Genomic DNA, 17843 nt, shown 5'->3' on the forward strand with positions numbered 1-17843 from the left:
TTCGCAGCAGGAGCGGCCGGTGACGGGTCCAATCCGGGCAAGGCTACGGGGCGCCAGCGCGTCATCCCTGGCCGGCGGCGGTGGCCTGGTGCTCTTCGTCACCCTCACCGTGGTCAACGGGTCGAACTTCCTGTTCCACGCCGTGATCAGCCGCCGGCTGGAGCCGGCACTCTACGGCGGGCTCAGCGCCCTGCTCACCATCCTGCTCGTGCTCACCGTGCCGGTGAGCGCCCTCCAGCTGGCCATCACCCGCCGTGTGGCCGCCCGGCGGGAGGCGGGGCAAGGACCGGGCAGCGTGGTGATCGGACCGCTCCTCGGCGACGCCGTGCTGTGGGGAGTGGCCCTGAGCGGGGCGCTGGTGCTCGCCTCGCCGGTGGTGCAGTCGTTCCTCCACCTCCCGACGCTGTCGTCGGCGGTGATGCTCGGCGTTTACGTGCTGCCCGCGGCCATCGCCCTCATTCCCCGGGCCGTCCTGCTCGGCCAGCTACGGTTCCGGCTCGTGGCCGGCGGGCTGCTGGCCGGGGCGGCGACCCGCCTGGTGCTGGGCGTGGTGCTCGTCGAGCGGGGCGCCGGGATCGACGGTGCCATGGCCGCCACCGTCCTCGGCGAGGTGGCGACCGCCGCCGTGCTGCTCCCCGCCCTGCGGGCGGTGTTGAGCGGCCGCGACGACGTCACGCCGCTGCGGGTGCGGTGGGCCGACGCCACCGGTGCCGTGCTGGCCTTCACCGGCTTCTGGGTGCTCACCGGCATCGACACTCTGCTGGCCCGCCACTACTTCCCGCGCGTCGAGTCGGGGCTCTACGCGGCGGCGGCAACAGGGGCCCGCACGGCGATGTTCTTCTCGGCCGCGGTGTCGCTGGTCGCGTTCCCCCGCTTCGCCCAGGGCGGGGGCGGCACCCGGTCCCGGGCCGCCCTGGTGCAAGCCCTCGGCGCGGTGCTGCTCCTCGGCTTCTCAGTGGCGGCGACCAACGTGGTGGCCCCCGACCTCGTCGTCGGCGTGCTGTTCGGCACTGCCTACGAGGGCTCGTCGGCGGTGATCGGGATGCTGGCGCTGTCCTCCGCCACCCTGGGCGTCGTCAACGTGGGCATGTACTACCTGCTGGCCACCGACGGGGTGCGAGCCGCGTCATGGGTGTGGGCCGGGGTGGGGGCGGCCGTCGTCGCCGCCACCGTGGGGGACCTGTCGCCGTCGTCGCTGGCGGCGGTGATGTTGGCCAGCACCGTCGGCGTGGCGTTGCTCATGCTGCGGGCGGTGTTCGCCGCCCGACCCGCCGAGGACCGGTCGGCGGCGCTGGTCAGCGAGGAGCTGTGGACCCTCGCCGAGCCCGAAGTCGACGTCACCGTGGTGGTCCCCTATTTCAACCCCGGGCCCGCCTTGCGACCCAACCTCGAGGGCCTCCTGGCGGTGCTCGAGCGGTGCGGGACGACGTACGAGGTCGTGGCCGTCTCCGACGGTTCGACCGACGGGAGCGAGCGCACGATCCAGGACCTCCGTGGCCCCTGCGTGCGGCTCGTTTCGCTGCCCACCAACCGGGGCAAGGGCGAGGCGCTCCGCATCGGGCTGGCCATGGGCCGCGGCCGCTACGTCGGGTTCATCGACGCCGACGGGGACGTCGACCCGGCCGTGCTCGAGCCCTTCCTCGCCCTGGTGCACACCTACCAGCCCGACGTCGTCCTCGGCAGCAAGCGCCACCCCCTGTCCGACGTGTCGTATCCGCGGCTGCGACGCGTCTACTCGTGGGGCTACCAGCAGATCATCCGGGTGCTCTTCCGGCTCAACATTCGCGACAGCCAGACGGGCGTGAAGCTGATCAGGCGCGAGGTCCTGGCCGGCGCCCTCCCCCGCATGGCAGAGAAGCGATTCGCCTTCGACCTGGAGCTGTTCGTGGTGGCACGCCACCTCGGCTACAGGCGGTTCTTCGAGGCGCCGGTGAGCATCGACCACCAGTTCGAGAGCACGATCTCGTTCCGGTCGGTGCGGGGGATGCTCGTCGACACCCTCGCCATCTTCTACCGGCTGCGCCTGCTCCGGTTCTACGACCGCCCAGGCCGCCGCGAACTCGCCGCCGACACGGCCGCCGCCATCCAGAGCGCCGTGGGCAGCGACCGGCTCTCCGGCGGCGTGTGGGCACCGTCGCCGTGGACGTGAGGCTCAGTCAACCAGCTCGGCGGTGACGAAGAAGCTTCGGGCGAGCACGCCGTCGCCGAGGACGCGCCCGGCGACCTGCTCGACGCGGTCCAGCACGGCCGCCGCCCGCTCGCCGGAGCGCTCGTAGAGCGCATGCGGGAGGCGCGTGCCGGAATCGACGGCCCACGGCAGGAAGCCCGCGTCGGTGAGCATCCGGCGGGTCATCCCGACGGTGGCGAGCGACAGGGGTTGCGAGCGGTACCCGGCGTACCCCCACCGGGCGACCGACCGCCGATTGGCGATCTCCACCACCAGGCGGGCGCCCGGCCGCAGCACACGCCGGAACTCGGCGAGCGCCGCCGGCCAGTCGCCCACGTACTTGAGGACGCGGATGCACACGGCGTCGTCGAACGAGCGGTCGGCGAAGGGCAGCAATGCGCCCACGCGGGCGAGGATGCGTGGTGCGCCGGGAACCCGCCGGTGGGCCCGCTCGAGCATCTGGGGGGTGACGTCGATGCCCACGACCTCGGCGCCCCGTCCGACGAGGGCCTCGGCCACCCGACCCGTCCCCATGCCGGCGTCGAGCACCCGGCGGCCGCACACGTCGCCCAGGCGCCCGGTCACGACCGCCAGTTCGAGCTCGTTGATGGCACGCAGCCCGGTCGACCCGGTGAACACCGCGTCGTAGGTCGGCGCCAGCTGGCCGAAGCGGCCCCGGGCGTCGAAGCGCTCAGCCTGCACCGGCCAGCACCTCCTCGTACAGGGCCGAAGCCACGCGTGCGGCGTTGCCCCAGTTCCAACGCCGGTCGACGGCGCGGACGGCGTCCTCCGATAGGGCCGCCCACCGGGCCGGCTCCAGGGCGGCGACGATCGCCCTCGCCACCGCGCCGGAGTCGCGCGGCGGCACCACGATGGTGCCCCGCCGAGCTTCGACCACCGGCAGCATGCAGCGGACCGCCGACACCACGACCGGGAGCCCGACGCTCATCGCTTCGGTGACCGTCAGAGGCGGGGCCATGGCCGTCGTATGGTCGAACTTGAACGGGAACACGCCGACGGTGGCCATGGCGAACTCCACCCGCAGGTCGACCACGGGCTCGGTCACGATGTCGATGGCATGACGGGCGGTCGACCGGGCAACCAGGTCGGCGAGCTCGGGGAGCTGGGGCGAGGGGAGCAGCATGAGCCGCAGGCGGGCGCCCGGATGCTGGCGCAGAACCTCCGGCATGGCATCGATAAGGGTGTCGGCGCCCCGCGCCGACTCGGCCCGCCCGGCGAAGGCCACCACCGGGCGCTCGAAGGAGGGGGTCGCCCGCAGGTTGTCGACGCCCGGGCCGATCTCGGCCAGACGCACCGGCACGCCGGACGCACGGGAGAGCCGACGCGCCAGGTGGGCGTCGTGGGCGAGCAGCGCTCGGACGGGCCCGCCCGGACCGAGTGCTCGCCTCATCGCCCAGGCGGGCAGGACGCCGTTGACCAGGACGCGGGCCTGCGCAGCGGGCGTGCACCGCAGCTCCGACCAGGACGAGCCGAGCAACTCGTGCCGGCTCGGCGGCGTGGTCCACCCGTACACCGATGCGACCACGGGTGGCCTCAGAACCGGTCCTCGGGCGAAGAGCGGCGTCAGGATGCCGCCGTGGAGATGAACAACGTCGGGCCGGTACCGGTCCACGGCGGCGCGCACGGCGGCGGCGCGGGTGGCGGGGAAGAAGGTCATGGACCCACCCACCTCGAACGTGGCGTCGAAGGCGGGCGCTTCCGTGCGGAGCCGGTTGGTGCACAGCCCGTGCTCGCCGGTGACGCGCCGGGCGAGCTCGGTGGCCGTCCGGGACATCCCCTCGTGCGTGGCGTAGGCGGCCGCGACGTGGAGGACGCGGTTCATGCCAGCGGTTCCCGGCGTACGCGGCTCGCACGGCGACGGCCCGGAAGCTCCTCCGTGGCGATCTTGGGCACGTCAGCGCTCCTCCAGCTGTGGCGGCGTCTCCACGAACCGGGGAAGCCCGTAGCGACGTAGCACGGTGAGAGCGTTCGACCGTCGGGCGATCCTCCGGAAGGCCCGTCGCCTGGCGCCACGGTCCCGGTCGACCGCGCGCCGGCGTTCGAGGCTGGCGGGAACGTTGCGGACGTTCCACCAGATGCCCTTGACGAGCCGGCGCGCCAGCCGCGGGCGCCGAAGCAGCACCGCGGCTGCCGCGGCCACGCCGAGCGTCTTGAGCACGTGAAGCGCGACGAGGGCGGGGAGCCACCCCGTGGGCGCGCACGCGAGGAACATCGTGAGCCCGTTGCGCTCTCGCAGGACCACGCGTGTCTCCGTCGTCGTGACGACGTCGCCCCTTATGTAGCCGCCGGGGATGGAACCGCCGCCCCGGTGCCATCCCGTCCCCGCCGCGCAGATCGAGACCTCGTAGCCGGCGATCAGGGCCCGCCAGCAGAGTTCGGCGTCCTCCATGAACAAGAAGTACCGGGGGTCGAAGCCACCGACGCGTGTGAAGACCGAGGTCGTCGTCGCCAGCGCGCACCCGTGCACGTACAGGGGACTGCCCGGCTCCTGGAGGCCGCGCGGCATCCCGAGGATGTCCACGGTCGCACCGAACTCGCGATCGGACTCGTCGAGGCGAAGGAGTGGCCCGACCACGCCCGGCCGCTCGACGAGCGCTGCGGTCAGGGCCTCCACGCAGCCGTCGTCGAGCACCACGTCGGGGTTCAGGAAGAGCAGGGCGTCCGCCGTCGCATCGAGGGCCCCCTCGTTGGCCGCGGTGCCATATCCGTCGTTAGATCCCCGAGCGATGAAGCGCACCGAGGGGTGGCCCTGCCGTGCGAGCTCAAGGGACCCGTCCTGGGAGTCGTTGTCTACAACGATGATCTCGTGGAGCCCCGGCTGCCGTTCGAGCGACTCGAGGCAGCGAATGAGATCCGACCCCCCGTTGTAGTTGACGACCACGGCCGACATGCTCACGAACGCTGCGTCCTCCATCTCCTCTTCGAGGTCGACGGCATCGGGAAAGTCGAGCGAACGAGCAGGGCGCCCTGGCAGAATCCGCATCGGTCCCCATGGAGGGCTCGTTGGCAGGGAGAGTAGCGCCGCTCCGGGGAACGCCCCTGAGATCCCAATGCACCAGCACGAGGAACGTTCCCGTCCGCCGCACGGCCACCATGGGAACGACGGCAGAGGAGTGAGCGGGTGACGGATCCCAAGGAGGTCGGGTATTATGGCCTCGACCGGTCCGAGCTCTACGACTTCGCCCGGCGGGCTGGCGTTCGCGTCACGGGACCGGCGCTCAACGTTGGGTGCGCTGGAGGTGCGGACGCTCCGCACCTCCGGGGGCTCGGGGCGACCAGGCTCCATGGGGTCGAGCCCGTGGCGAGCGCGGCACGAACCGCCGCCAAACGGTACGACGCGGTCGATTGCTGCCCCGTCGATGCGTGGACGTGGGACCGGACCCGCTACGACCTCATCGTGCTCGCCGACGTCCTCGAGCATCTGGCCGACCCGGGGAGCCTCCTTCGCCGCGCTGGCGAGTGGCTCTCGCCCGAGGGAACGCTGCTCCTCTCGGTGCCGAACGTGCGCCACGTCTCGGTGCTCTGGAGCCTCGTCGTCCGTGGGGACTGGCGCTACCGCGAGGAGGGGATCCTCGACGACACGCACCTGCGCTTCTTCACCTCGAAGAGCTTCCGGCGCCTTCTCGTCGACGCCGGCTACCGGCCCGTCGCCATGGACCGGTTCGGGTTGCACCGGGCGGGGCGGAGCGTCTCACGCGTCGTGCCGAGCGCAGGCGAGCTGCTGCTGTCCCAGATTTTCGCCGTCGCCCGCCCCGCGGCGGCGGTGGTGGTCGGTCCACCCGAGCGGTGAGGATCCTCGTCTACAACTGGAAGGACCTCGCGCATCCTGCGGCGGGGGGAGCCGAGGTCTACGTCGAGACGATTGCTCGGCACTGGGCGGAGTGGGGCCACGATGTGACGCTCTTCTGTGCCCGAGCGCCCGGTCAGGCGGCGGACGAGCGCCTCGAGGGGGTGCGGCATGTCCGCCGAGGCGGTCGCCTCGGCGTGTACCGCGAGGCCCACCGCTACTTCGCGAGCGAAGACCACGAGGTGTTCGACGTCGTTGTGGACGTCGTCAACACGCGGCCGTTCCTCACGCCGGACTTCGTCGGCGCCACGCCCGTCTTGACGCTCGCCTTCCAGGTCGCGCGCGAGGTCTGGTCGTACGAGGTCCCACGGGCCGCCGCCGTCGTCGGCCGGCACTGGCTCGAGCCGAGATGGCTGCGTCGGTACGCCGAGGTACCCACGCTCACCATCTCCGAGTCCAGCCGACGCTCGCTTGAGGAGTACGGGCTGAGGGACGTCTCCGTCGTACCGGTTGGGCTCGAGCTGGCGGCGGTCGTCCCCGAGCCCACGAAGGAGCGGCTTCCCACGGCGGTGTTCGTCGGGCGCCTAGCCCCCAACAAGCGGCCCGACCACGCGTTGCGGGCGTTCTGCGAGGCGCGCCGGAACATGGATGCCGGGCGGATGTGGATCGTCGGCACAGGACCGATGGAGGCGTCGCTGCGCCGGAGGTTCGCCGGCGACGAGGTCACCTTCCACGGGCGGATCGGCGACGCGGAGAAGCTGGACCTCATGGCGCGGGCGCATGCACTCCTCGTCACGTCCGTGCGTGAGGGTTGGGGCCTCGTCGTGACAGAGGCTGCCGCGGTGGGGACTCCGTCGATCGGCTACGACGTTCCCGGATTGCGCGACTCGCTCAGCGCCTCGGGAGGTGTGATCGTCCGGCCCGGCATCGAGGCCCTCGCCCGGGCGGTGGCCGACGTTCTTCCCCGGTGGGGCGCGGGATCTGGACCGACCGTCCGCCCCGGAGGCGTCGCTCCTTGGAGCGAGGTGGCCACCGAGGTGCTGGATCACCTCGAGCGGGCGCGGGGCTCCCGTCGCCGGTGACGGAGGTACGGCAGGGTGCGTGCCGCGCACGAGGGGAGGCTGCGGGCGCCCACTCGCAGGCGTCGCACGGCCCGGCCGATCGCCAACCGACCTCCCACCAGGGCCGCGGCGGCCGACAGGGCGAGCGCCGGCTCGAGCAGGCGGTTCGGCGCGTAGGCGACCGTTAGGGTGACCTGCGGCCCCGGTGCGAGCTGCCAGGCGTTGGCGTACCCGTTGGCCCGGAAGTGCTCGGCCTCGAGCGGCGGGTCGGTGCGGGCGGTCCAGGCCGGGGCGTACGACTCGGTGAGGACGACCGTTCTAGGTGAAGGTGACGCGGGGACCTCGACGGTGTAGGCGGCCGGGCCGTCCCGCCTCCACGTCAACGGCCCCTCCGCGCCGCCGGTGGTCTGGGCGGGAACGACGACCACGTCGAAGGGCGTGGTCGTCCCGACCTGCACGTCGCGGTACTCCACCGTCGTCGGCTCGGCGGCACCGCCGTCGGCGTACAGGAGCAACTGTAGCGACCTCGTGCCGGGCTCGGGGAGAAAGACGTGGTCCAACGACTGCCACTGGTCGCCGCCCTCGAGCGCGGGAAAGGCCGCACACCGGTCCGGTCCGACCTGGTAGAGGCAGATCCGCGCCCGGTGCCCCGCCACCGTCCGGTAGTCCAGCGACACGCGCGTGCGCGCCTCCGGCGCGGCACCGCCGACGGGGAGCGCGATGCAGCCGATGTGCTCACGCGCGCGTAGTCGCACGGCGGGGGGTCGCTCGTCGATCGACGACGCCTCGATGCCGACTTCGGCGAGCGATCGCTCGTCGGCGGCGTTGCAGTCGCCGACAGGGCCGGGTGTGAGCGGTGCGGTCGGGGTGCCTCCGGCGACTCGGACGACGTGGTGGCCCGGCGGCAGGTCGACGCGTCGCGGCTTCGTCGGCGGGATCGTCCATGTGTCGCGCGCCGGGTGGGCCGTGGCGACCACGCCGCGGTACTCGGTGACGGTGGTCATACCGCCCACGGCGTCACCGTCGGCGTAGACGAAGATCTCGAGGCGCCCCTCGGCGGGGTCAGCTACGACCACCTCGTCGAACGCAGTCCACTCCTCAGATGCGCCGAGCGCAGCGACGGGCTCGCAGCGTCCCGTCCGGGTGCGGTAGAGGCACACTCTCGCCGGACGTCCGGACTCGGTGCGGTACTCGAGCCGCACCCGGTACACCGACGTCTCCCCGGTAGGGGGCGGCGGCACCTCCAGCACCGAGCACGCCGCGTGCTCGCGCGCTTGAAGCCGGATCGCCGGAAGATCGCCGGCCAGCACCTCGCCACGGATGCCGACCGCCTCCATGCCGCGACCGTCGCTCGCGTGGCAGTCCCCGACATCGGAGAAGCGCCCCGTCGAGACGGCGGTCGCCGCCGTGTCGAAGACGGAGACGGTGTCATTCGGGCGGACGATCGCATGGGCTCGCCCGCCGTCGAAACGGAGAACCCGCCCGCCAGCGGTCACCGCCCAGTGGTCGCCGGCGGGGAGGTTCAGCAGCTTAGAGGGGACCGCAAGCACGGGGACGCCATCGATCCTCACCGGCGCCGCATCGTGCAGCTCGAGGCCTGTGGGCGGTTCGCCCACCGTTCGAACCTCGATCGACTGGCCGCTCACGAGGCGACGGTCGACCACATGGGGGCCGCCGTGCGAGCTGAATCCCATCGTCCGGTCAGGGGCTTCGAGCACGCCTCCGCGACGGGGTGCGGCGGCCGCCGCACGGGTCACCGTGCCGGGCGGCGAAGCACCGATCAGCGCGCTCACGTCGTCGTCCGCAGACCCGACCGCTGTTGCGGCCAGATGGAACGTCCCCTCGCCGCCGCTCCGCGACCAGACGTCGGCCACGGTGCTGGACAGAGTCAGGTCGAGGTCCGCTACGCGTTCGAGTCCACGGTCGAGCAGCTCGGGGTCCAGCAGGGAGCGGCCCGGGAAGCGCCGGTCGATGTCCTTGCGCACGAGGACGTCCCCCACGCCGAGGGCGTCCAGCAGACGCGGCACCTCGCCGACGTCACCGGCGAGCAGGGCCTGCTCGGTGCGGGCGACGAGTTCGCCGAACGCCGCCGGGTCGCCGAAGTAGGACTCGGAGAGGGGCTGCACGGCAGGCCGCCCGAGGAGATACCGCGGGATCACGTCCGCTCCGTAGTAGCCCCACGTCGTCGGCATCATGTAGAAGTCGTCAAGCGGGAGCACGAGCACCTTGCCCCTCCGTGGCGAGCCATCGAGATGGCGGGCGATGTCCTTCCAGTCCTCGGGAACCGAGACGAGACTGGAGGGGAACGGTCCCCGTGCCGCGGTGACGACCTCGCCCGTCCACAGCGGCGCCGGGTAGGCGAGCGCCGCCCCGACCATCCCGAAAGCGAGAACACGCCCGACGGGTCGCTGGCGGTCGCCCGTCCACGCGCCGTGCAGGGCGAGCGCGCAGAGCGCCACGAAGATGAGGAGCAACATCGGGCCGACCTTCCCGAGCGGCTCCCGGAACAGGTACATCGCCGGAACTCGGTCGTACAGGAAGGCGTTGAGCCCGCCGATCGGCGGATGGAGCCCCTTGCCGACGAAGACGAGCGGCAGGGCGAGCACGATGAGGCTGGTTGCCTGCCGCCTGGTCCGTGGAGCGAGGACGAGGGCCGAAGCGGCGAGAACGGGGAGCGCGAACCGGAGCGCGCCCCACGGCAGCCGGTCCAGACGTTCGGCGTAGGGAAAGAGATCGGGGAGATCCCACGCCCACGTCCCGCTCAGCGTGGCTACGTTGGAAAGGCTGTTCCTCGCGTGCGTCCAGCTCCAGCCGGCGACCGAGGTCTCTGCCGCGATCGAGGAGCGACTCGCGAGCAACGTCACCGAGAACGGCAGGAGCCACCACAGGTTGAGCACGGCCACCCACGGCGTGGCCCGGACGACGAGGCGGCCCGCTCGGTGCAGGGCGGCGCGGCCCCACAGGAGGCCTGAGGCGGCGACGCACAGGAGGACCCACAGCATGGCGGAGGCCAGGAGCGGCGGGTTCAGCGCCAGGTAGGACGCCGTGATCGAGCACACGCCGAGGAGGAACGGTCGCGAGACCCGTTCCCCCGGGGGTGGCTGGTCGGCGGCCCTTGCCTCCCGGAACAGCACGCCGCCCAGCAACGCCATGACCAGCACCGCCCACAGGCTCAGGACGTTCGGAAGCCGCTGGAGGACGAACACGTTAAAGAAAGACAGGAGCCCGGCGGCGGCGGCGACGACGGGCGCAGAGGAGAAGGCGAAGGCGAAGTAGACGACGCACGCCACTCCGGAGGCGGCGACCATCGAGACGAAGAGCCGCTGGGCCGCCTCGGGGCCGAGGCCCAGGGCGTCGCCTAGAGCGAGCATCGCGAGCTCCGGCAGGCGCGCGACGTCGTAGGACGGCCCGCCGGCGGAGCTGAGTTGATGGCCCCATATCGAGAACGCCTCGGCGATCGAGGACCGCCGCTCGAACGGCGGCATGTCCCCCGTTGCCCAGAAGTGCCCAGGCTCGAACCACGACGCGACGACGCCCAGCGTGAGCAAAGACGGTATGCAGTACGCGAGCACCCGGCGTCGCCCGGTCCTAGCCGGCGGCACCTCGGGCGGTGTCGACGACCGCAGCCGCGGGGTGTGCCCGGTCGGAACGAGGATCGAGCCGTTGAGGCGCCGGTGCCTCAACCGGCGCCGGGCGCGGACGCGTGCGGGCGATCGCCGGCTGCGGAGGGTCGAGGCGGTACTGCCTCGGCTCATGGCGAGGAGGATGTCCTTACCGGAGGCGGTTGAAGGGATGGTCGCTGGACGGAACGGGGTGGCGCAGGGGCGGTACGACGCATTCGTCCGGCTCGGTCACTCGCGGAGGTTAGCCTTTCACGCGATGACCCCTCGGCACGCCGCCCGGGACGGACGGCACGGGAGGCGGCGCTGACCGCGATCGGGGTCTCCGTCGTCGTGCCCACCCGGACCTCGATACGGACCATCGAGGCCTGCCTCGCGAGCATCCGGGCGCAGACGGAGGAGGTCGAGATCATCGTCGTGGACAACTCCTCGGACGACGGGACGAGAGAGGCGGCCGAGAGCGTCGCCGACACCGTGATCACGGCGGGGCCCGAACGCAGCGCGCAGCGGAACCTCGGTGCGGCTGCCTCGTCGGGCCGCTACGTGGTCTTCATCGACAGCGACATGGTGCTTGACCCGGAAATCGCCGCCGAGGTCGCCGTCGAGTTCGAGCGTTCCCCCCGTGCCGGCGCGCTGGTCCTCCCCGAGGTTTCGTTCGGGAGCGGCTTTTGGGCGCGGTGCAAGATCCTGGAAAAGGAGCTGTACCTGGGAGACCCCCGCGTGGAGGCGGCGCGGGCGTTCCGCCGTGAGGCCTTTGACCACGCAGGTGGGTACGACACGACGCTGACGGGGCCCGAGGACTGGGACCTCCCCGACCGACTGCGCGCCGCTGGATGGGAGATCGGGCGGATCCGGGCCGTCGTCCGCCACGACGAGGGCCGATTGCGCCTGGCCGAGACCTTCCGCAAGAAGCGCTACTACGGCCGCACGGTGGTGCCATATCTGGCTCGGCACGGTCGCGTCGGAGCGCATAAGGCGGCGAGGACGGCGCTGCTCCGCCGACCGGGGCGCTTCGTCCGCCGGCCGGCGACGTCGTTCGGCCTGCTCGGGCTAAAGGCCGTCGAGCTGGGCGGGTTGGTCGTCGGGATGACGGAGGCCCGGCGCGGCCCGGTTGAGAGAGGCGCCGGCCCCGGACCCGAGGACCCCGGTCCCGCTGGTCCTGCGACTACCGCTTGACGGCCAGGACGCGGATCTCCCGGTAGCGGGGGACGGCCAGTGCCGGCGACGCCAGGTCGCGGACGCGCGGCGCGAGGCGGCCCAGAGCCCGGCTCGCCCCCGGGACCCGCAGGGCGAGCTGGCCGATCGGGAAGCGGATGGGTCCGACCTCCACCGCCCTGCACTCCAGGCCGGCCGCTTCGAGGACGGCCGTCAGCTGGCCGGCGCTGACGTACTCGCGGACGTGGGTAGGGTCGAGCACCCATGATCCGGACTGGTTGCGGTACGGGTACCACGCCCACGGCAGACGCAGCGGGGTCTCCAGGTAGAGAACGCCGCCCGACACCATGGTTCGCGCGATCTCCACGGCCGCGCCGAGGTCGTTGTCTACGTGCTCGATGACGTGGCGGGAGATCGCAAGGGCCACCGAGCCGGGCCGAAGTGGCAGGCGCATCGCGTTGCCCAGCACCACCGCGAAGCCCCTCCGGCGGGCGATGGCGGCCCGGGTGCTCGAGAGCTCCAGCCCCAGCGGCGCCCGTTCGTCCCGCTGGTCCCGCTGGTCCCGCTCGACTGTGAAGAACGCGGCGAGGGTGCCTCCCTCGCCGCAGCCGAGGTCGATCACGGCGCCATCGAGGTGCCGTGACAGGGCAACGGCCCGGCCGAGCAGTTGGGGGATCCGGCTCGTCACCTCGAACTGCGAGTGTGTGGCGGCGTACCGCTCCAGGGAAGCCTGCCGACTCGACGGGGCGGCGGTGACCGGGCGCTGGTGGGCCAAGGGGCCACCTCTCGCGGGCAGGGTGCAGGACGGCCGCCGATGGTAGCCGCCCGACGGCGGCGCCCGGCCCGGTGACGGCGCGGGCGCCGGCGGCGCGCACGGATGCCCGCACCCAACCGGTGGAAGCGCTCGTCGACGCCGGACCGGCGCCCTACCGCGCCAGCGAGCTGGCATCGGCGGCGTCCGTCGCCGTGCCGGTCCTGGTCGCCGTGGTGGTCAGCCAGACGTGGTTCCGGCCCGGACGGTTCATCGCCGGCGGCGACATCCCCCCGTTCGTGCGTGTACCGCTGGCGAACGAGCTCGGGTGGGCGTGGAACCACGCTACGACGGGTGCGGGCTCCACGTCGTTCGACGTCGTCCGCGCGCCGGAGGTGCTGCTGATTCGCGTCGTGACGGCGCTCGGTGGGAGCGAGGTGGTCGCACAGCGCCTGCTCTACGCGCTGCTGCTCGGCCTGGTCGCCTTCGGCGCCGCCCTGTTCACCCGCCGGTTCACCTCGACCTCGCCCGCCGTGGCGTTGGCGGCCGTGTTTTCCGTCCTCAACGCGTTCGTCCTCACGCAGGTCCCCAACCCCTTGGCCCTCGCCGCCCTCGGCCTCATGGGGATCTCGGGCTCGCTCGTCGTCAAGGCCGCCCAGGGCGGCCGCGTGAGCGCCGCCGGGTTCGCGGCCGTCACGGTCGGCTTCTCCTACGTGCTGAGCAACCCACCGCTGTTCGCCGTGGCTGTCGCCTGGTTGGTCGCCCTCGCCGTCCTGGGAACGGCGTTGGGAGGTCCGGGCGGGACCGGCCGGGTCGTACGGCTGTTCCTCTCCGCGCTGCCATGGGCGGTCGCCCTCAATGCCTGGTGGCTCGCCCCTGCGATCTTGACCTTCGTCGGCGGCGGGGCCTCCGAGGTCGGCACTGTGACCGACGTGCGGGCGTGGGCGTGGACGCATGCTCGCTCGAGCATCGGGAACGTCCTCACCCTGAACGCCGGATGGGCATGGGACCACCCTGAGTACACGCCGTACGCAGCGGTCCTCGACCGCCCGCCGTGGGCATGGCTGCGGTACGTGCCGGTGATCGCCGTCTTTGCCGCGCCGCTCGTCGCGAGCGGGGTGGTGCGGCGGGCGTCGGTGGTCCTGCTCTCCATGGTCCTCGGCATCGTCGTGGTGGCAAAGGGCCTGCACCCACCGCTGTCGGAGCTGAACCTGTGGGCCTACGACCATCTTCCTGCGATGTGGCTGCTTCGCGAACCATCGACGAAGGCCGGCGCGCCGCTCGTGCTCGTGTACGCGGCCCTTGTCGCCGTCGCAGCCGCGGGCCTGATCGCAAGGTTGCGCCCGCTGCGAGGTCGTGCCCGCACGGCCGGCGCGGCGGTCGCCGTGGTGGCCGCCGTGGCGCTCGTCGCCTTTCCGCATCCGCTCTGGACGGGAGGCGCCGTCCCGAACGGGGGCGGAGCCGCCCGTTCGAGTCACGTCGCCATCCCGGATGGTTGGCGGGAGGCCGCCTCCTTCCTCGACGCGTCACCGGCACGGGGCAAGGCATTGGTCCTCCCCCTGGCGGACTACTACCAGCGGCAGACCACGTGGGGGTACTACGGCGTCGACGCCATACCAGGATTGCTCGTCCGCCGAACCACGATCCAGCCCCTGCCGGAGAGCTACTTCCGTCCCGACGCGGGGTTCCTCGGCGTGGTCCAGGACGTGGAGCGGGCGCTTCTCGAGCGCCGTACGGAGGCCGTTCTCCCGTTGCTGCGCGCCCTCGGGGTGAGCCACGTCGTCGTCCGCCGCGACGTCGAGCCTCGTGGGGTGCGACGTCCCACGGCCGACCCCGACGCGCTCGCGGAGGCGCTGTCCAGGATGGAGCAGGTGCGGCTCGGGGGCTCGTTCGGCGTCGCCGACGTGTATGAGGTCGCCGGCGTGGGCGCCGAGACCGTGCAGATCCGGGACGGATCTGGGGTTCCGGACCGTGCCGCGGCAACGTCCTGGGCGCGCCACGGCCCGGCGCGTTATGTCGTCGACGTTCGCGCCGACGGGCGTCCGTTCACGCTCGTGCTAGCCGAGACGTTCGACGCCGGTTGGCGGCTCCGGGGACTCCCGCGCGGCGCGTCGGCGTCCCACGTGGAGGTCGACGGCTACGCCAACGGCTGGCACGTGCGCGCCGCGCCGGGCGATCTGCGCCTCGTCGTGGAACACCGCCCATCGCAGGTCGCCCGCCTCACCGTCGTGGCCTCCACGGCGGCTGCCGTGCTGGCCCTGGCGATGGCGGCCATCGGCTCGCCCCGCATGCTCGGGCGCGACCGCGTCGCCGGGCCACATCCGACTCGGCGCCGCGACCGTGAGGAAGCCACGCCGTGAGCGCAGCAACCGACGAGCACGCCCCGTCCGTCTCGTCCGGTCGCCTCTCGGTATCGCTGGTCCTGGCCGCCGCCGGGGTCGCCTCTTCTGTCGCCGGGCGTTCGTCGCCCGTCTGGCTGGTCGGCACCGCGGCGTTCTGGCTGGCGGCCATAGTGGCCTTCGCGTCGACCTGGGCCCCGTGGCTGCTCGGCCGCTGTTTTGTGACTCTCCTGATCACCGCACTGGTGACGTCGGTCGCTGCGACGGTGGCATGGTCACTCGTGCCTGTGGCGATGGTGCTCTGGGTGGCGGTGGCGTGGTCGTCCAAGATGCCCTGGACGTGGCTGCTCGTCGCCGGCGTCGGTACAGTCGGGGCGGCTGCGACGGCGACAGCGGTGGGCCTCCCGGCCTTGGCAGAGGACCTGGCCCTGACCGGCTACGCCCTCGCCTTCATGGGTTGTGGCCTCGCCTTGGCCCCCGGCTCCGACCTCCGAACGCCCACGCGTGCCCGACCGACATCGACCGACGTCGCGGGTGCCCGGACGGACGGGGACTGCGAGTGAAGCAAGCTCCCACGCCCCTCGTGGGGGGATTTCGCTCGGTGTCGCCGCTGGCCGCCAACGGAGCGGCACCGGCGTAGCATCGCGTCGTGGCCCCGGTGCTGTTCGCGCTGTTCCTGGTGGTCCCCTTCGTGGAGCTGTTCGTGATCCTCCAGGTGGGCCAGGCCATCGGTGCTTTGAACACGGTCGCCGCGCTGGTCCTGGTCAGCGTGGTCGGCGCCTGGCTGGTGAAGCGGGAGGGGCTGGGCGTCGTGCGCCGGGTGCAGGAGCGGGTCGCCCGGGGCGCCGTGCCGGGCCGCGAGCTGGTCGACGGGGCGCTGATCCTCTTCGCCGGCGCCCTCCTGCTGACGCCGGGGTTCGTCACCGACCTGGTCGCTATCCTCCTCCTCCTGCCCCCCGTCCGCGCCGCCGTGCGGGCGTCGGCCACCCGCTATCTCCGCCGGCGGGCCGACATCCGGACGTTCGGTCCCGGCCGCCACTTCTGATCGGGATCGGGCCCGGCCCACCGGTGGCATGACGCCGCGCCCGCGCCGCGCGAGGCTCGCGGGCAGGGAAGGAGCCCGCGCCGTCGAACTGTGAGGGCACCTGCATGTCCGAGCGAAACACCGGAAACCGTCCACTTGTCACGCTGCCCGAGGCGGCGGCCTACCTGAACGTCCCCACGGACATCGTGCGGGGGCTCCTCGACGCGCAGTTCCTCGAGGCCACCGACGAGGGCCCGGACGGGCCGCTGCTGGCGCTGGTCGACGTCAAGGCGTTCCTGGCCCGCAACGCCGAGAACGGCGCCGGCAACCTCGTCGTCACCGAGCCCGACAGCGCCGACCCCGAGGCCCTCCTCGCCGCCCTCGACGGCCGCTCCGAGGAGATGGCCCGGCGGGCGTTCGACATCTTCGGTGCCGTGTTCCCCGAGGCCCAGGGCTGGTCGCTGCGCCAGCAGGCCCGGTTCGTGGAGCAGGCCAAGGGCCGGTTCGAGGCCATCCTGGCCGTCACCGGGCAGGGCGCCGAGGTGGACGAGGCCCTCGTCGACGACCTCCAGGACGTCGGCGCCGCCGCCGCCTGGGACGGGTCGCCGCTGCCCCAGCTGCTGGTGGTGCTGCGCATCTCCCGCGACCTCGTCGTGCAGACGGCGGTCGAGCTGGCCGAGGAGCGGGGTGGCCACTGGGGGCTCGCCCTCTCCCTGCTCCTGACCCGGGTCCTGCCGGCCATGGACCGGCTCACCGACGCCCTGGCCCAGGGGTACTGGGCGGCGGTCATCAAGCGCCAGCAGGAGGCCCGGGCCCGGTACGAGCACGTCGTCGAGCACTCGTCCGACGGCATCTACGAGGTCGACCTCGAGGGCCGCCTGAAGTACGCCAACCCGTCGCTGGCCGTGATCCTCGGCGTCCCGCCCGAGCAGCTGGAGGGGGCCGAGCTGTCGTCGGTGATGGCGGCGGAGCCGCCGTCGGCCGCCGCCCTGCCCGAGTCGGCCACCGACGCGCCGGTGCGATCGGAGATCACGATCGTGCGCCCCGACGGCGTCCGCCGCATCCTCGACCGGCGGGTGACCCCCCGGGTTGACGACGGCGAGCTGGTCGGTTACCAGTGCGTGGTGAGCGACGTCACCGCCGCCCACGACGTCGAGAGCGAGAAGAACGAGTTCATGTCCCTGGTCACCAGCGACCTGCGGGGCCCCATGGGCACGATCCTCTCCCTGGCCTCGTCGCTGGAGTCGGCGGGCGACGACGTGACCGCCGAGCGCGTCCGCCGCCTGGGGTCGTCCATCCGCGGGCAGGCGGAGCGGGTGTCGCGGCTGGCCGACGACCTGTCCGACATCAGCCGACTGGAGTCCAACACCTTCCGGCTCAGCCCCAGCCCGGTGGAGCTCGGTCCCCTGGTGGAGACGGCTCTGGCCAGGCTCGGGCACCCCGAAGGGGTCGCCGTCCAGGTGCCGCCCGGGATCCCGGTGGTGGCCGACGCCCGGCGGCTCGAGCAGGTGGTGGCCAACCTGGTCGACAACGCCCTCCAGCACGGCTCGGCGCCCGTGCAGGTGACCGTCGAGTCGGTGGCCGACGGCATGCTGGAGCTGTCGGTGACCGACGCCGGCCCCGGCGTGCCGGCGGGGCTGGTGCCCACGCTGTTCAGCCGGGTGCGGACCCTCGGGCGCGAGAACCGCGACCGTTCCCGGGGGACGGGGCTCGGGCTTTCGCTCGTGCGCAGCCTGGTCGAAGCCATGGGCGGGCGGATCTGGTACGAGACGGCGCCCTCGGGCGGGGCCTCGTTCCGGTTCACCCTCCCCGTGCCCCGCCGCCGCCGCGGGGACGAGCCCGTCACCCTGTAGACGTCGCACCCGGGTTGCCCCCCAGCCGGGCCGGGGTCGGCCCCCGCCCGGTCGCTCGCGGGTGA

General features: G+C 72.7%; 13 protein-coding genes. 8 read left to right on the top strand and 5 right to left on the bottom strand.

The window, feature by feature from the left end; genetic code table 11:
• The first annotated feature begins 19 nt into the window (after positions 1-19).
• Positions 20-2149 (top strand): glycosyltransferase, encoded by a 2130-nt coding sequence (locus VM242_04965; protein HVM04502.1) that lies wholly within the window; start codon positions 20-22, stop codon positions 2147-2149.
• A 3-nt stretch (positions 2150-2152) separates the two neighbouring features.
• Here the strand turns inward: VM242_04965 and VM242_04970 are convergent, their stop codons facing one another.
• The 3 genes from VM242_04970 to VM242_04980 form a co-directional block, all read right to left on the bottom strand.
• A complete protein-coding gene (locus VM242_04970) occupies positions 2153-2869 on the bottom strand; it encodes a class I SAM-dependent methyltransferase (protein HVM04503.1) in 717 nt (238 codons plus the stop codon).
• Positions 2859-4010 (bottom strand): glycosyltransferase family 4 protein, encoded by a 1152-nt coding sequence (locus VM242_04975; GenBank protein HVM04504.1) that lies wholly within the window; start codon positions 4008-4010, stop codon positions 2859-2861. The genes VM242_04970 and VM242_04975 overlap by 11 nt, the downstream gene beginning before the upstream one ends.
• Before the next feature lie 72 nt (positions 4011-4082).
• A complete protein-coding gene (locus VM242_04980; GenBank protein ID HVM04505.1) occupies positions 4083-5102 on the bottom strand; it encodes a glycosyltransferase family 2 protein in 1020 nt (339 codons plus the stop codon).
• Between the two features lie 207 nt (positions 5103-5309).
• Between VM242_04980 and VM242_04985 the strand changes: the two genes are divergently transcribed.
• The gene (locus VM242_04985; GenBank protein ID HVM04506.1) at positions 5310-5978 is read left to right on the top strand and encodes a class I SAM-dependent methyltransferase; all 669 of its coding nucleotides are present in this window, start codon (positions 5310-5312) and stop codon (positions 5976-5978) included.
• The gene (locus VM242_04990) at positions 5975-7057 is read left to right on the top strand and encodes a glycosyltransferase family 4 protein (protein HVM04507.1); all 1083 of its coding nucleotides are present in this window, start codon (positions 5975-5977) and stop codon (positions 7055-7057) included. Before VM242_04985 ends, VM242_04990 begins: the two co-directional genes overlap by 4 nt.
• Here VM242_04990 and VM242_04995 read toward each other — a convergent pair.
• Positions 7021-10584, bottom strand: a complete 3564-nt coding sequence (locus tag VM242_04995; GenBank protein ID HVM04508.1) for a hypothetical protein — start codon at positions 10582-10584, stop codon at positions 7021-7023. The genes VM242_04990 and VM242_04995 overlap by 37 nt on opposite strands.
• Positions 10585-10989: 405 nt before the next feature.
• Between VM242_04995 and VM242_05000 the strand changes: the two genes are divergently transcribed.
• Positions 10990-11832: a glycosyltransferase family A protein gene (locus VM242_05000; GenBank protein ID HVM04509.1), complete on the top strand. Its 843-nt coding sequence runs from the start codon at positions 10990-10992 to the stop codon at positions 11830-11832.
• On the opposite strand, the gene VM242_05005 is transcribed toward VM242_05000, so the two are convergent.
• Positions 11822-12499: a class I SAM-dependent methyltransferase gene (locus VM242_05005; protein ID HVM04510.1), complete on the bottom strand. Its 678-nt coding sequence runs from the start codon at positions 12497-12499 to the stop codon at positions 11822-11824. The two genes, VM242_05000 and VM242_05005, sit on opposite strands and share 11 nt — an antisense overlap.
• Before the next feature lie 206 nt (positions 12500-12705).
• Between VM242_05005 and VM242_05010 the strand changes: the two genes are divergently transcribed.
• From VM242_05010 to VM242_05025, 4 genes are all read left to right on the top strand, one after another.
• On the top strand, positions 12706-14922 hold the full coding sequence (locus tag VM242_05010) for a hypothetical protein (protein ID HVM04511.1): 2217 nt from the start codon (positions 12706-12708) through the stop codon (positions 14920-14922).
• Entirely contained in the window at positions 14919-15464 is a 546-nt protein-coding gene (locus VM242_05015) for a hypothetical protein (GenBank protein HVM04512.1), read from the top strand. Before VM242_05010 ends, VM242_05015 begins: the two co-directional genes overlap by 4 nt.
• 86 nt (positions 15465-15550) lie before the next feature.
• Positions 15551-15946, top strand: coding sequence for an FxsA family protein (locus VM242_05020; GenBank protein HVM04513.1), 396 nt, complete (start codon positions 15551-15553; stop codon positions 15944-15946).
• A 104-nt stretch (positions 15947-16050) separates the two neighbouring features.
• Positions 16051-17778 carry an ATP-binding protein gene (locus VM242_05025; GenBank protein HVM04514.1) on the top strand — a complete coding sequence of 576 codons (1728 nt, stop codon included), beginning with the start codon at positions 16051-16053 and terminating at the stop codon, positions 17776-17778.
• Positions 17779-17843: the final 65 nt, after the last annotated feature.

This window comes from Acidimicrobiales bacterium, assembly GCA_035540975.1.
In the GTDB taxonomy this organism is placed as follows: domain Bacteria; phylum Actinomycetota; class Acidimicrobiia; order Acidimicrobiales.